This window comes from Ensifer meliloti, assembly GCF_030064585.1.
GTDB classification, from domain to species: Bacteria; Pseudomonadota; Alphaproteobacteria; order Rhizobiales; family Rhizobiaceae; genus Sinorhizobium; species Sinorhizobium meliloti.
In genome coordinates this window covers 695,992-710,555 of record NZ_CP120365.1, presented here as the reverse complement: position 1 = coordinate 710,555, position 14,564 = coordinate 695,992, and the positions used below count along the sequence as shown (strand labels likewise).

The 14,564-nt window shown below is 62.4% G+C and carries 12 protein-coding genes and 1 riboswitch; of the genes, 7 read left to right on the top strand and 5 right to left on the bottom strand.

Translation table 11 applies throughout. The annotated features are described in order from the left end of the window. The first annotated feature begins 4 nt into the window (after positions 1-4). A riboswitch (cobalamin riboswitch) is annotated at positions 5-217 on the top strand. Between the two features lie 45 nt (positions 218-262). After that, entirely contained in the window at positions 263-946 is a 684-nt protein-coding gene (gene bluB, locus PZL22_RS10465; RefSeq protein ID WP_003534102.1) for a 5,6-dimethylbenzimidazole synthase, read from the top strand. Positions 947-1,404: 458 nt separating this feature from the next. Here the strand turns inward: bluB and PZL22_RS10460 are convergent, their stop codons facing one another. The 4 genes from PZL22_RS10460 to PZL22_RS10445 form a co-directional block, all read right to left on the bottom strand. Then, the gene (locus PZL22_RS10460) at positions 1,405-2,532 is read right to left on the bottom strand and encodes a DUF2865 domain-containing protein (RefSeq protein WP_284718640.1); all 1,128 of its coding nucleotides are present in this window, start codon (positions 2,530-2,532) and stop codon (positions 1,405-1,407) included. 167 nt (positions 2,533-2,699) lie between these two features. Next, on the bottom strand, positions 2,700-3,344 hold the full coding sequence (locus PZL22_RS10455; protein ID WP_003534106.1) for an acyl-homoserine-lactone synthase: 645 nt from the start codon (positions 3,342-3,344) through the stop codon (positions 2,700-2,702). 156 nt (positions 3,345-3,500) lie between these two features. Then, the gene (locus PZL22_RS10450) at positions 3,501-4,238 is read right to left on the bottom strand and encodes a helix-turn-helix transcriptional regulator (protein ID WP_003534108.1); all 738 of its coding nucleotides are present in this window, start codon (positions 4,236-4,238) and stop codon (positions 3,501-3,503) included. Between the two features lie 204 nt (positions 4,239-4,442). After that, positions 4,443-6,755: an NADP-dependent malic enzyme gene (locus PZL22_RS10445; protein ID WP_003534110.1), complete on the bottom strand. Its 2,313-nt coding sequence runs from the start codon at positions 6,753-6,755 to the stop codon at positions 4,443-4,445. Between the two features lie 243 nt (positions 6,756-6,998). Here PZL22_RS10445 and PZL22_RS10440 point away from each other — a divergent pair, with 243 nt between their 5' ends. Beyond that, positions 6,999-7,844 carry a UDP-2,3-diacylglucosamine diphosphatase gene (locus PZL22_RS10440; RefSeq protein ID WP_003534112.1) on the top strand — a complete coding sequence of 282 codons (846 nt, stop codon included), beginning with the start codon at positions 6,999-7,001 and terminating at the stop codon, positions 7,842-7,844. Between the two features lie 248 nt (positions 7,845-8,092). Continuing rightward, positions 8,093-9,316: an MFS transporter gene (locus PZL22_RS10435; protein WP_003534115.1), complete on the top strand. Its 1,224-nt coding sequence runs from the start codon at positions 8,093-8,095 to the stop codon at positions 9,314-9,316. On the opposite strand, the gene dgcA is transcribed toward PZL22_RS10435, so the two are convergent. Next, complete coding sequence (gene dgcA / locus PZL22_RS10430) at positions 9,268-10,251, bottom strand: N-acetyl-D-Glu racemase DgcA (RefSeq protein ID WP_003534117.1); 984 nt, start codon at positions 10,249-10,251, stop codon at positions 9,268-9,270. The genes PZL22_RS10435 and dgcA overlap by 49 nt on opposite strands. Before the next feature lie 185 nt (positions 10,252-10,436). On the opposite strand from dgcA, the gene PZL22_RS10425 reads away from it, so the two are divergent. The 4 genes from PZL22_RS10425 (at position 10,437) to PZL22_RS10410 (ending at position 14,554) form a co-directional block, all read left to right on the top strand. Continuing rightward, a complete protein-coding gene (locus PZL22_RS10425; protein WP_003534118.1) occupies positions 10,437-11,576 on the top strand; it encodes an ABC transporter permease in 1,140 nt (379 codons plus the stop codon). 11 nt (positions 11,577-11,587) lie between these two features. Continuing rightward, a complete protein-coding gene (locus PZL22_RS10420; protein WP_003534120.1) occupies positions 11,588-12,397 on the top strand; it encodes an ABC transporter ATP-binding protein in 810 nt (269 codons plus the stop codon). A 90-nt stretch (positions 12,398-12,487) separates the two neighbouring features. Beyond that, entirely contained in the window at positions 12,488-13,858 is a 1,371-nt protein-coding gene (locus tag PZL22_RS10415) for an MlaD family protein (RefSeq protein WP_003534122.1), read from the top strand. Positions 13,859-13,939: 81 nt separating this feature from the next. Next, entirely contained in the window at positions 13,940-14,554 is a 615-nt protein-coding gene (locus PZL22_RS10410) for an ABC-type transport auxiliary lipoprotein family protein (protein WP_003534124.1), read from the top strand. The last annotated feature ends 10 nt before the right edge of the window (positions 14,555-14,564 follow it).

The window sequence follows — 14,564 nt, the reverse complement described above, 5'->3', positions numbered from 1 at the left end:
CTGTGGCCATATGCCGCCGTCAGGTGCCCGCGAAATGCGGGAGAATCGGGAAGCCGGTGCAGCTCCGGCACGTGCCCAACGCTGTGAAGGGGACGTTCTCGCCAAAAAAAGCTCTGAATCTTTTCAGAGCTTTGCCACTGAATATTGAAGCTATTCGGGAAGGCGGCGCGAACGGATGATCCGAAGTCAGAAGACCGGCCTGGCGAGATAGACCGGCCCCGCGCGGACGGCGGGAGGTTTCCGCATTGTTGGGGATCGAACGATGCTGCCTGACCCGAACGGCTGCCTTACGGCCGCCGGAGCTTTTTCGTCGGACGAGCGCGCTGCCGTCTATCGTGCCATTGAGACGCGCCGCGACGTGCGCGACGAGTTCCTGCCCGAACCACTGTCCGAGGAACTGATCGCCCGCCTGCTCGGTGCGGCGCACCAGGCGCCGTCCGTCGGCTTCATGCAACCCTGGAACTTCGTGCTCGTGCGCCAGGACGAGACGCGGGAGAAAGTCTGGCGGGCTTTCCAGCGCGCCAATGACGAGGCCGCAGAGATGTTTTCCGGCGAAAGGCAAGCGAAGTACCGGTCGCTGAAGCTCGAAGGCATTCGCAAGGCGCCGCTCAGCATTTGCGTGACCTGCGACCGGACGCGCGGCGGAGCGGTCGTCCTGGGCCGCACCCATAATCCGCAGATGGATCTGTACTCGACCGTTTGCGCCGTCCAGAACCTCTGGCTCGCCGCGCGGGCGGAGGGCGTGGGCGTCGGCTGGGTCAGCATTTTCCACGAGAGCGAGATCAAGGCTATCCTCGGAATCCCGGATCATGTCGAAATCGTCGCCTGGCTGTGCCTCGGTTTCGTCGACAAGCTGTATCAAGAGCCGGAACTCGCCGCGAAGGGCTGGCGACAGCGCTTGCCGCTCGAAGATCTCGTTTTCGAGGAAGGCTGGGGCGTCCGTTAAGATCACGATGTTATTAGGTCGGTCGACCAAAAAACTTGAACGCGATCGATTCCAAGAGGTTAGAGCGGGATGCGGCGGAAAACCGCACACACTTTTCCTCACCCCGCCCCAAGGCCTGTTGAGTTTCGGGATACCCGCCGCGGCTTGTTGATCTCCTCATCCCTGTGCTTGTCACAGGGATCCAGCCAGACCAAGTCCTTGGGCTGAAAGGACTCTTCCCGCGCCGCAGACGCGGCGCTGCTGGATCCCTGTGACAAGCACAGGGATGAGGAAGAGGAGAGATTGCAGTCCTTCGATACGTACAGCGCCGCGCGTCTTATCAGACGCGCTTTGATCTTCTGCATGTTTTTGTCCTTTGATCGGCAACGGTCAAAGGACAAGTCCAGTAGGCCGCGCAGTCGGTACTCAAGGAATTCAAGAGCATCGCCAAGCTTGCAGAATGCTCGCAACGGCGTATGTCAGTTTTCCTGCAGCGGCTGGTAACGGGGCCCAAGCGGATGCTTGAGGTCGATCGCGCTCTCCTCCTGCGGAAGGAAGGACGGACCGACGACGCGGACCTTGTTTTTGGCCGGGTCGTAGGGCCGTTCTGCTATCGGCTTGGCCGGCGCCTTCTTCTCGCTGCCAATGGTTATGACCGACGGGCTGACGACGGTGAGCTTGCCGGCGGAGCCTGCCTTTTGCCCGTTGGCATCCGTTGCGGGGTCCGGGATTCCGCAGCCACAGATGCCGGGTGAGCCGACACTGCGCGCCCGGTAGGCGAAGGCCGTTGGGAGATCGGTGTAGGGCAGGCCGGTCGTCGCCGAAACCATCTGGTCGGCTTCTTCCGTCGCGAGCACATGATAGTAGAGCTCCGTCTCCGCACCCGGGCATCGCGCGCGGCAGAGATCGGCGTCACGACCGAAGTCTGCCGGCGTGGCATGCGAGGAGATGGGAAAGAAGGCGCCATCGCATGTCCTTACGCACATGGTTCTGAGGCTGCCGGCGAAATCGTCATCCGTGAGCGGTAGCTCTGCCCGGAGGGCGTCGAGCAGAAGCGGATAGGCACCGCTGTCCGGCGGCAGGTCGCGCAGGATGTTCCGGTGAACCTCCGTGCCGTCGGCGGCGCTCGCAAACTGGCCTTCGGCGCTTCCGGCATCCCAGCCCTCTCGGGGCGCTCCCGAGCAGCCGTTGAGTTCCATGGCAGCGAGGATGCGCCGACGAACGTCGTCGTCACCACCGCCGATCAGATGCCTACGCTGCGCCTTGAGTTGCCGTAGATTCGCCTCCATGCGCGCGATCGTGTCGTCGAGTTCGGCGCAAGCGGCCTCGTCATCGCCGCCGATGACGACGACGCTGTCGCTGCTGCATTCCATTCGGCGGCGATCGTTCTTGGCGCGGCGCAACTCGATGTTCTGGCGGGAGACCGCACCTGTGAAATCGCGCAGGCTGGCATTCGTCGTGAAACCTGTGGGAAGGCCGGCGAGGCGTGCGCCCAGCCGTTCGCAAACGCCGGACGCTGCGGCCGGGCCGGCTGCGGCCAGCGCCAGCGGTACGAGAACCGCCGCGATGCGCCGGATCTTGGATGCCACCTTCGGGGACGCGGACACGTGCTTCTTCCTGCATTGCAGCGGACCGTTGCCGATGTGTCCGCCTTACCGTCTCATCATAGGACCTTGTCGAGATGGCGCAACGGGAAGAGGGCATCTGCGTTAATTCGCAATGCCCGTGGATGGAAGCTGCGGGCCGTGCGATCTGCACGGCCCGGATTATCGGGTCAGGCGGCGCGTGCCGTTTCAAGCGACATCGGGCGATCGAGAACGGTGCCCTCGATGGAGGCCACCGCCTTCATCGTTTCGAGCAGGTTCCTGCTCACCTCCCACGCGATGGCGACCGCATGGACGGAGCCGATTCTGTGCGGATCGGCGATGCGCTCCCCAGGGCAACCCATGCGGCGGAACATTCGCTCCAGGAACACATCGGTGACCGTGACGATATGGCTGATGCCCGAGGCAAGGCTCATTTCGCCCACACCGCACATCAGTTCGGCCGCGGCGATGGTGACCTGGTTCGATGCGCGATCCTGGGAGATTTCGGGATCGATGCAGAAGCGGCTCGATTCCCACACCGACGCACTACGGATTTCCGGATTGTCCCCGAGCAGGATCGGGAACGTATCGTCCAGCATATTCGGACCGAGCGTCGGAAGGAGCCTGAGGGAGCCACGAATCTTGCCGGTGTCCGGCGAGTACGACATGACATAGAGCGGATTGGCCTTGTCGTAGTGGTCGATTTCCCAGTCCCCTTCGGTCTTGACGTCCCATTTCAAGAAGTCGTGGAACACGCGCTTACGCAGCCGGAACATCTCGTCGATGGCCTGGGGGTGCTGGCTGCGACCGTTTCCGTTCACTATCCTGATCATTTTTTCGCTCCATGCGTGATTACGCGATGTAGCGATGCTGTCAGGCTCGGATGACACATGTAACTGTCTATAGTGACAGTTTATTTCCTTATTTTTTCCCAATAGATTTGTGGGGGAATCTGCGAGTGGCCGGTCCTGTCCCGGGCCGGCAACCCGTCAGATGGTGGGGATCAGAGCATGTCGAACAGCGTGCGCTACAGCTTGCGTGTTGGACACTACATTGAGTTTGCGGCGGGCATTGGTCATGAAGAAACGCACCGTTCGCTCGGATATGCCGAGAATCGTTGCGATCTCCCAGTAGCTCTTGCCGGCCGCCGACCACGTGAGCACCTCCGTTTCCCGCCCGGTCAGGCGGAGATCGCGCTCGTCGAGCGCCCCGGCCATCGCCGAATGTTCGAGCATGGACGCGTGGAAGAGGTTGGCAGCCAGCTGGAAATCGCGCAGATGGCAGCGGCGGTAGGCGGACCACTCAACCGGCGACATGTTTGCACCGATTGCGAGAAGCGCCATGCGGCCCGCAGGCGAGGGGAGCGGTAAGGCCACGCCTTCGGTGGAAAGCCCGATTTCTTCGGCCGCCTCGAAGAGGGGCTCGCATTCCGGAAAGCGGCGCCGCGCTGTCGCCCATTCCACCGGCCTGACGCCGCCGAGCGCAAGCTTGAGGATCGGGTCGATCCTGTAAAGCCCCCTGGCGGCGTAGATTTCGGCGGCGTAGGCGCCGAAAGTGTGATGCAGGCGGCAGATTCTCAAACCATCCGGAAGAGACTCCGCCTCCAGATACAGGAGATGCGAGATGTTGAAGGTTCGACGCATCAGGGCGAAGAAGCGCTCGGGGTCTGCGCAACCTCCATATTCCACGATATCCAGCAAATTGAGGACAGCCTGTTGATTAGCCATGCCGTAACACCGAAACTTGCCCCTATAATAAACATGGTTTACGGCGGCCGGTTTTGTCTAGTGCAATATTTCATAAACGGTGCAGTAATGCCGCTTATGCAATCATAAGTTGACTTTTTAGCCAAATATCGCTGACGCGGCTGCGTCGGTCCCGTGGAAGCGGCGTTTTTCCGCCCTCCAGTGAATGAGGAGGCGCGCCACCCCTCAGACGGGATGGCTTGATTCGACGACGGCCAGCGCTGCCATGTTGACGACGCCGCGCGAGGTGACGGACGGCGACAGAATATGCGCCGGCAGCGCCGAGCCCAGAAGGATCGGGCCGACATGCAGGCTGTCCGTCATGGTTTTGACCACGCCGAGCGTGATATTGGCCGCGTCGAGATTGGGGAAGACGAGCAGGTTCGCTTCGCCGTTCAGCGTGCTGTCCGGCATCACGCGTTGGCGCAGGACCTCGGAGATGGCGGAATCGCCGTGCATCTCTCCGTCCACCTCGAGATCGGGGGCGAGCTCGCGCACGAGCTGCAGTGCGGTGCGCATCTTGAAAGCGCTCTCGGAATCGCGCGAGCCGAAGTTCGAGTGGGAGACGAGGGCAGCACGCGGCGTGATGCCGAAGCGGCGGATTTCGTTTGCCGCCATCACCGTCGTCTGGGCGATCTCCTCCGCGCTCGGGCTGAAGCTCACATAGGTATCGGTGAAGAAGGTCGCGCCGCGTTGTGAGATCAGGAGGCTGAGCGCCGAGAAGTCGAGTACGCCCGAACGCTTGCCGATGATCTGCGATACATCGCGCAGATGCCTGCTGTAGCGTCCCTCGACCCCGCAGATCAGCGCGTCCGCCTCGCCGCGCTTGACGGCGAGCGCGCCGATGACCGTCGTATTCGTGCGCACGATCGTGCGGGCCGCCTCGGGAATGACGCCGAGCCGCCCGACGAGGGCGAAATAATCATCGACATAGTCGCGATAGCGGGGGTCGCCCTCGGGATTGACGACCTCGAAATCGACATCGGGGCGGATTCTGAGGCCGTAGCGCCGCAGGCGGGTCTCGATGATTTGCGGGCGGCCAATCAGGATCGGCTTGGCCGTGCCTTCTTCCAGCAGCACCTGGGCGGCGCGCAGCACCCGCTCATCTTCGCCCTCGGCGAAGATGACGCGGTTCTTCGCCGCGTTCTTCGCTGCAGCAAAGACCGGCTTCATGATGAAGCCGGAGCGGAAGACGAAACGGTTGAGCTTGTCGAGATAGGCGTCGAAGTCCTGGATCGGACGCGTGGCGACGCCGCTTTCGGCCGCCGCCTTTGCAACGGCCGGCGCAATGCGCAGGATCAGCCGCTGATCGAAAGGCGAAGGGATCAGATAGTCGGGGCCGAAGACCGGCGTTTCGCCGGAATAGGCGCGCGCGGCGACATCCGACGGTTCCTCGCGGGCAAGGCCGGCGATCGCGCGGACCGCCGCCATCTTCATTTCTTCGTTGATGGTGCGTGCGCCGCAATCGAGCGCGCCACGGAAGATATGCGGGAAACAGAGGACATTGTTGACCTGGTTCGGGAAGTCCGAGCGTCCGGTGCAGATCATGGCATCGGGCCGCGCGGCGCGGGCCACCTCTGGCATGATCTCCGGCGTAGGATTGGCCAGCGCCATGATCAGCGGCTTTTCGGCCATCCGGGCCAACAGTTCAGGCTTGAGGACGCCGGCGGCCGAGAGCCCCAGAAACACGTCCGCCCCGCCGATGCTGTCGGCGAGCACGCGATTGTCGCTCTCCTGCGCGTAGACGGCTTTCCACTCGTCCATCAGGGCCTCGCGCCCTTTGTAGACGAGACCTTCGATGTCGTGGACCCAGATGTTTTCGCGCCTGGCGCCCAGCGTGACGAGGAGGTTGAGGCAGGCAAGCGCCGCCGCCCCGGCACCGGAGGCCACGATCTTGGCCTCGGCAATGTCCTTGCCGGCGAGTTCCAGGCCGTTCAGGACGGCGGCCGCGACGATGATCGCGGTCCCGTGCTGGTCGTCGTGGAAGACCGGTATTTCCATTTTCTCGCGCAGACGCCGCTCCACCTCGAAACATTCGGGAGCTTTGATGTCCTCGAGATTGATGCCGCCGAAGGTCGGCTCCAGCGCCGAGATGACGTCGACCATCCGATCGACCGTCGGTGCGTCGATCTCGATGTCGAAGACGTCGATCCCTGCGAACTTCTTGAAGAGAACAGCCTTACCTTCCATCACGGGTTTGGAGGCGAGGGGACCGATATTGCCGAGGCCGAGAACGGCGGTGCCGTTCGATACCACGGCGACGAGATTGGCGCGGGCGGTGAAATCGGCAGCGGTCTCGGGGTTGTCCTTGATGGCGAGGCAAGGTGCGGCGACCCCGGGCGAATAGGCGAGCGCCAGATCGCGCTGGTTCCCGAGCGGCTTGGTCGGCTGAATCTCGAGCTTGCCGGGGCGGGGATAGCGATGGAAGAAGAGTGCCTGCTGATCGATGTCTCCGCTGGCGGGAACGGCTTGGGATTTCGCTTTATCGCCCGTGTTCATGCCTTTGCATTCCTTGAATTCTTGCGTGGACCCGAGAGCGCGTTTGTGAAATCGCGTTCACGTCCGGTGCTGATAGATGTCGTGCCTTTTGGCATGAATCGCCCGGCACGTACAGTTTCGACGCGGTTCTTTCCAGCCATGGCTACTCGGCGCTCGCTGCGTGCTCCACGTCCCATGTCATCTTCCTGAAACACGAGTCTGATTTTGACGGTCGTGAAACGGCTAAACCAGGATGAGGCTGGCATGGCGGCGGCATCGGCACCCCAACAGGATTCCGTTCGGAAACTGCGGACGCTTTTCATTTCCGATGTTCATCTGGGCTCGAAAGCGGCCAAGACGGACTTTCTCCTGGATTTCCTGCGGCACCACGAGGCGGAGACGATCATTCTCGTCGGCGATATCGTGGACGGCTGGCGTCTCAAACGCAGCTGGTATTGGCCGCAATCCTGCAACGACGTGGTCCAGAAGCTTCTGCGCAAGGCACGAAAAGGCACGCGCATCATCTACATCCCCGGCAATCACGACGAGTTCCTCCGGGACTTTCCGGGCGTTCACTTCGGCGGTATCGAAGTGGCGCAGCGCTATCTCCACAAGGGCGCGGACGGGCGGACCTATCTCGTGCTGCACGGGGACGAGTTCGACGTGGTCGTGCGCAACGCACGCGTTCTCGCCTATCTCGGCGACTGGGCCTACGACATGGCGATCGCCATCAATATAGGCCTTGCGGCGATACGTCGTCGTCTCGACATGCCTTACTGGTCGTTTTCCTCCTGGGCCAAGCTGCAGGTCAAACATGCGGTGAACTTCATCGGCGAGTTCCAGAAAGTCGTGACCGAGGAAGCCCGTCGTCACGACGCGCAAGGCGTGATCTGCGGCCACATCCATCATGCGGTCATCGAGGACATAGACGGCATCCGGTACATAAACACGGGCGACTGGGTGGAGAGTTGCACGGCGATCGCCGAGCATCACGACGGCACGATGGAGCTCATCACCTGGCACCAGATGCGCGGCGACACCGCCGCTGGGCAGCGAGCCGGGGAGGCCGAGACGATGCCCGTCAGGCGGTTCGCACCGCAGGCCGCCTGAGTGATTCTGCGGGGTAAGGGAAAACTCCCGGAGGGGGCCGACTATCGTTCCGGTGGACAAGCACCCGCAGTGACGAGCGGGATGAGGAAAAGTGTGCGCGGTTTTCCGCCCGCATCCCGCGTCTCAACTTTTTGGAATCGATCACGTTCATGTTTTTAGGTCGACTCGACCTAAAACATCATGATCTAGCCGATGGCAAACACACGCGCGGTTGTGCTAATGGTGGCCCACAGCCATCAGGTCCTTCCATGATTCCGTCATCTGCTCCCGCATTCGTCGCGGGGCCCCCGCCGCGCCATTTCGCACTCCGCATCGCGCTTCTCTTCTCAGCGCCGCTGATCGTCAACGGTTTCGCCATGCCGTACTTTCCGGTCTGGCTGAGCAGCCTGTCGCTCAGCGACTTCGAAATCGGCATAGTGCTTGCAGTTCCGATGTTCGTCCGGGTAATCACCGCACCACTGGCGGGCGTTCTCGCAGACCGCATCGGCGAGCGGACGATCGTCCTGATCTGGTCGGGTATCCTATCCTTCACCGGAGCCGTCGTTCTTTTCTATGCGCAGAGCTTCTGGCCGGTGCTCGTCATCTACACGCTGCAATCGGCGGTTTATTCGCCCTATGTGCCGATCGTCGAGGCGATCGCCCTTTCGGGCGTGCGGCGCTGGGGCTTCGACTATGCGCAGATGCGTGTCTGGGGATCGGTCGCCTTTATCGGGGCGACGATGCTGGGTGGCTGGCTGATCGGAGTCGTCGGCGGGCAGATGGTCCTGCCCGCCATGGCGGCGGGCTTCGCGCTCACCATCCTTTTGGCGGTGGCCGCGCCGCGTGTCGGCCGTCCGCGCAGGCCATCACCGATTACCGCAATCACCGAGCCGCCGCCGCAATCGCTGCGACAGGCGGATCTGCAACTGCTGCTGGTCGGCGTGACGCTGGTCAACAGCAGCCATGCGATGCTCTTCGCCTTCTCTGCCATCTATTGGCAGCATATCGGCTACAGCGGCACCCAGATCGGCATTCTCTGGAGTGCCGGCGTCGCGGCGGAAGTGCTGATGTTCTTCCTCGCCAGGGCGATCGTCCGCCGTTTCAGCATCTGGACGATGATCTTTTCCGGCTGCCTGCTCGCGGTCGTACGCTGGCTGATCTTCCCGATGGATCTCGGCTTCTCGGGCTATTTCGTTCTGCAGTGCTTTCACGCCTTCACCTATGCGATCATGCATACGGGCATGCAGCACAAGCTGGTCGAACGTGTCGCGGAGGAGCAGGAGGCGTCGGCGCAGGGGCTCTACTTTTTCTACACCGGCATCTTCACGGCGATCTTCACCTTTCTGTCGGGCTATTTCTATGCCTGGTTCGGCGTCGACGGCTTCTACTCCATGTCGGTGGTCGCGCTTTCGGGCTGCCTTTTCACCTTCCTCGGCTGGTATCTTCAGCCCCAGAGGCTGGCCTCCGGCGGAAAGACGAGCGAGGCCTCGTAGCGAAGGCCCGGCGAGCGGTCTTTCGAGAGCAGCAGCGGTCCGTCGAGATCCACGAAATCCGCGCCCTGCGCGACGAGCACCGCCGGCGCCATGGCGAGCGAACTGCCGACCATGCAGCCGACCATGATCTTCAGGCCGAGGGCTTCGGCCGCAGCGCGCATGCGCAGGGCCTCCGTCAGCCCGCCGGTCTTGTCGAGCTTGATGTTGACCGCATCGTAGCGGCCGACGAGCCTTTCGAGGTCCTCCGTGGCATGCACGCTTTCGTCGGCGCAGACGGGTACCGGGCGGGGCAGGGAGGCGAGTATCTCGTCGCGGCCGGCGGGCAGCGGCTGTTCGATGAGGCTGATGCCGTTCTCGGCGCAGGCGGCGAAGTGGGCGGCAATGTTGGCTTCCGTCCATCCCTCATTGGCGTCGAGAATGATGCGGCTCGCCGGCGCGCCGCTCCTGACGGCGCGAATGCGCGCCGTGTCGTCTGACGTTCCGACTTTCACCTTGAGAAGCGCCCGATGGGCGTGTTTCGCGGCCTGGGCCCTCATCTCCTCCGGCTCGGCGAGCGACAAGGTGTAGGCGGTGGTCAGAGGCGTCGGGCCAGCGATTCCGGCGAGCGCGGCAGCGGAGCTTCCGCTGCGCTTTGCCTCGAGATCCCACAGGGCGCAGTCGACCGCGTTTCGCGCGGCGCCGGCCTTCATCGCCGTCTGCAGGTCGGTGCGGGTCATGTCCTCTTCGATGAGGGGCCGCACGGTCTCGATGGCGCTCAGCACCGACTCGACCGATTCGCCGTAGCGGGCATAGGGCACGCACTCGCCCCAACCCGATAGCTCGCCGTCGGTGATGCGGCAGGTGACGACGCTTGCCGTGGTTTTCGAGCCGCGCGAAATGGTGAAAGCGCCTGCGATCGGGAAATGTTCAACGGTGGCTGTAAGAGTAATCGGCATAGGGACCCCATGACTTCATCCGCTCCGGACCGCGAATGGCGGAGTTTCGCGAAGCTTGCGGCCCATTGTGTCATTTCTGTCGCACCAAGGGCACTGTACGACTTTGAATTCCCGCATGATTTTGTCATCAAATCGATTCTGGTTTAAGAGACTATGCGGAGAACGAACTGAAAGACCGATATCACGTGACGCGTGCCCAAACAGAGACCGCTGCCGACGTCGTCGTCGATGAGGGCGCCGCCGGAAACGGTCGGCGCTATGTGTTCAGCGGCGACTGGCGGCACGAGACGGCGGAGGCGATGGCCGCCAAGCTGAAGCGGCTTGAAAAGCCCGCGGGCGGCCAGAGCGAATTCGACTTCTCCGGCATCACCCGGATGGATACGGCGGGTGCGTGGATCATTCGCCGCTTCATGAATGGGACAGCCGACGAAGTTCGTTTCACGGGCGGCGAGCGCTACGCCGAATTGGTCCGCGCACTGCCGAAGCAACTGCGTCGCCCGGAAGAGAGTGCGACGAGAATGCCGCTTTTCCAGCGGCTGTTTACGCCCGTGGGCGAGCTGACGGTCTCCATCTGGACCGACACGGTGGCTGCCATGTTCATCCTGGGCTCCGCGGTACGCGGCGCGCAGATGAAGCTCGGGCGTCACGCCGGCGTTTCGCCTGCTGCGATCGTCCACCAGATCGACCGTATGGGTGTCATGGCGACGCCGATCATCACCCTGATGTCGTTCCTGATCGGCGCCATCATAGCGCAGCAGGGAGCGTTCCAGCTCCGCTCTTTCGGCGCGGAAATTTTCGTGGTCGATCTCGTCGGCATCCTGCAATTGCGCGAGATCGGCGTGTTGCTTACCGCGATCATGATCGCCGGTCGGTCGGGCAGCGCGATTACTGCCGAGATCGGCTCCATGAAGATGCGCGAAGAGGTCGATGCGCTCAAGGTCATGGGCTTGAGTCCGGTCGGCGTTCTTGTCTTTCCGCGTCTCGTGGCGCTGACGATCGTCCTGCCGCTCCTGACGATCATCGCAAACTTCGCCGCGCTTGCCGGCGCCGCCATGGTGGCATGGACCTATTCCGACATCACGATACCGACCTTTTTGGCGCGGTTGCAGGAAGCGGTCGATTTCTCCTCGGTCGCGGCCGGCATGATCAAGGCGCCCTTCATGGCCCTCATCATCGGCGTCGTTGCCGCAGTCGAGGGACTGAAGGTCGGAGGCAGCGCCGAGTCGCTCGGGCGGCGCGTGACCTCCTCCGTCGTCAAATCCATATTCGTCGTGATTCTGATCGACGGATTGTTCGCCATGTTCTACGCGGCAATCGATTTCTGAGGTAGGCGAACATGGTTCAGGCGGTCATCGAAAAGCAAGCGGATGCGGGGGGCGAGCGAGAGGCGGTCCTCTCCGTTCGCGATCTGACCGTCGGCTTCGGCGACCATGTCGTTCTCGACAATCTCAATCTCGAAGTGCTGCGGGGTGAAATTCTCGGCTTCGTCGGCGCCTCCGGTACCGGCAAGTCCGTACTGATGCGCACGGTCCTTCGGCTTCTGCCGAAGCGCTCCGGCACGATCGAGATTCTTGGCGCCGACTACGACAGCATGGGCGAGGCCGAGCGCATCGCACTCGATATGCGCCTCGGCGTGCTGTTCCAGCATGGCGCGCTTTTCTCCGCCCTGACGGTGCGTGAGAACATCCAGGTGCCGATGCGCGAATATCTCGATCTGCCGCAAGACCTGATGGACGAGCTCGCGCGCCTGAAAATCGAACTGGTCGGCCTCGCACCGGAGGCCGCGGAGAAATATCCGTCGGAGCTTTCCGGCGGCATGATCAAGCGCGCGGCGCTTGCGCGCGCGCTCGCGCTCGATCCCGACCTCGTCTTTCTCGATGAGCCGACGTCCGGCCTCGATCCGATCGGTGCTGCGGAGTTCGACGAGTTGATCGCCAAGCTGCGGGACACGCTTGGATTGACCGTGTATATGGTGACGCACGATCTGGACAGCCTGTTCTCGGTCTGTGACCGGATCGCGGTGCTCGGCAAGAAGCGCGTTCTCGTCGAAGGCACCATCGAGGATATGCTCACCTGCGACGAGCCCTGGGTGAAGTCGTATTTCCGGGGCAAGCGCGCAAGGGCAATCGTGCGCGAGCAGGATTGAGCCGGGAATGCGCAGGCGGGGGAGCTACGGCAAGCCTGCTCGCAGAAGTACATGAACAGGCGGCAGGGGCCGCAAAGGTAGGTAATGCCGATGGAAACTAAAGCGAATTATGCCATTGTCGGCTTCTTCACCGTCCTGGTCATCGCCGCGGCCTTCGGCTTCGTCTACTGGATGTCGCAATATGGCCGGACCGGCCAGATGGTCGAACTCGTCGTCAACATTCCCGGATCGGCCAATGGTCTGTCGGTGGGCTCACCGGTGCGCTTCAACGGGATCAACGTCGGCAGCGTGCGTAATCTTGCGATCGACGCCAATGATCCTCGCTATTCGATTGCGATCACCGAAGTCTCGGCCGATGCCCCGGTCATGAAATCCACGACGGCGACGCTTGAGGTTCAGGGGCTGACGGGAGCGGCCTATATCGAGCTCAGCGGCGGGCGCAAGGGGGACGAAAACATCCTCAAGACCGCGCTGGAAAAGGGCACCCAGGCGCATATCCTTGCCGATCAGTCGAGCGTCACCAGCCTGCTGGCGACCGCGGACCAGATCCTCGACCGAGCGAATTCGGCGATCACGGATATCCAAAGCTTCGTCACCGACGTCCGTGGCCCGCTGACGTCAACCATCGGCAACGCGGAGCGCTTTTCCAAGGCGCTCGCGGACAATTCCGGTGCGATCGACCAGTTCCTGAAAAGCGTCGAACAACTGTCGGGCTCCGTCAATGCAGCATCGAAGAAGCTCGACGATACGCTTGCGAGTGCCGACAGGCTGATCAAGTCGGTCGACCCGAAGAAGATAGACAACATCGTCAGCAATGCCGAGCAGGTGAGCAACAATCTGAAGGATGCTTCGGGCGGGGTATCGGAAGCGATCGCCGGATTCCGGCGTACGGTGGAAACTTACGATCAGTTCGGCAAGAGCGCGCAAGAGACGTTGAAGCGGGTCGATACGCTGGTGGCCGCCGTCGACGCGCAGAAGGTCGGGCTGGTCGTCAACGACATCACGGCCGCGAGTGCGGACGCCCGCAAGGTCGCCGCACAGGTTTCGGACTTTGCCGAAAAGATTTCCGCCCGGCAGGATGATATCGATCAGACGATCACCGATTTCACGCAAATGTCCAACAAGCTGAATGCGGCATCGAACCGGGTCGACAGCATCCTGGTGAAGATCGACGGCTTCCTCGGCGACGCGGACGCTCCGTCGCTTTCTGCGCAGGCACGCGAAACGCTCGAGTCCTTCCGGCGGGTGGCGGAAAACCTGAATGCGCAACTGGGCCCGATCGCGGAAAATCTCAAGCGTTTCTCCAATTCGGGACTGCGGGACGTGGAGGCGCTCGTCGGCGACACGCGCCGCACGGTTCAAAGCCTGCAGAATACGATTTCCGATTTCGATAAAAATCCGCAGCGCCTTTTGTTCGGCGGCGAAACGGTTAAGCAATATGATGGCCGCACGCGGCGGTGATTCGTTTATCGAGGGTCGCGGGCAGGTTGCGTTGAGGGCGGGGAGCTGAACGGCGCCGCGTTGTTAGGGGATATTTGGCGTATGGGTTTTCCGGGTCTGGTAGGTTTTCGTGGCGCGGCGGCGTCCCGGTCTGCGGTGGTCCTTGCATTGGCGGCGATGCTGGCAGGGTGCGGCTCGCGCCAGGCGGCGAACGACACGTTCAGCCTGGCGTCCGTTCCTGCCGTGGAGCGTCCGGGGGCTACAAACCGCCAGCTTCTCGTTCCGGAACCGACGGCGCTGAAGACTCTGGGCAGCGACCAGATCGTGGTTCGCCTTTCGAGATCGGAACTGCAATATCTCGCCAGAGCCCAATGGGGAGACAGTCTGCCGCGCATGGTGCAGGACAGGCTCGTCCAGACCTTCGACAACACAGGCAGGATTCGCGTCGGCAAGCCCGGCCAAGGGCTCGCCATCGATTATCAATTGATAACCGAGCTCAGAGCCTTCGAAATATCTACCGATGGAGCGGCAACGGCGGTCGTCGAGATATTCGCCAAGATACTGGATGACCGGAACGGCACCGTCCGCAAACAGCAGGCCTTCCGCGCCGTCGTGCCCGTGCGAGGCGCCGGCAATCCCGCTTTCGTCGCCGCGCTCGATGCCGCGTTCGCCCGGGTCGCGGCCGATATCGTCGGCTGGACGCTCAGCTCTATCTGAGGGAAGTCCT

Coding starts and splice junctions, on each gene's coding strand:
- PZL22_RS10415 (WP_003534122.1), top strand. CDS start 12,488: ATGGAAACTAAAGCGAATTATGCCATTGTCGGCTTCTTCACCGTCCTG.
- bluB (WP_003534102.1), top strand. CDS start 263: ATGCTGCCTGACCCGAACGGCTGCCTTACGGCCGCCGGAGCTTTTTCG.
- PZL22_RS10440 (WP_003534112.1), top strand. CDS start 6,999: ATGGCGGCGGCATCGGCACCCCAACAGGATTCCGTTCGGAAACTGCGG.
- PZL22_RS10410 (WP_003534124.1), top strand. CDS start 13,940: ATGGGTTTTCCGGGTCTGGTAGGTTTTCGTGGCGCGGCGGCGTCCCGG.
- dgcA (WP_003534117.1), bottom strand. CDS start 10,251: ATGCCGATTACTCTTACAGCCACCGTTGAACATTTCCCGATCGCAGGC.
- PZL22_RS10455 (WP_003534106.1), bottom strand. CDS start 3,344: ATGATCAGGATAGTGAACGGAAACGGTCGCAGCCAGCACCCCCAGGCC.
- PZL22_RS10420 (WP_003534120.1), top strand. CDS start 11,588: ATGGTTCAGGCGGTCATCGAAAAGCAAGCGGATGCGGGGGGCGAGCGA.
- PZL22_RS10445 (WP_003534110.1), bottom strand. CDS start 6,755: ATGAACACGGGCGATAAAGCGAAATCCCAAGCCGTTCCCGCCAGCGGA.
- PZL22_RS10435 (WP_003534115.1), top strand. CDS start 8,093: ATGATTCCGTCATCTGCTCCCGCATTCGTCGCGGGGCCCCCGCCGCGC.
- PZL22_RS10450 (WP_003534108.1), bottom strand. CDS start 4,238: ATGGCTAATCAACAGGCTGTCCTCAATTTGCTGGATATCGTGGAATAT.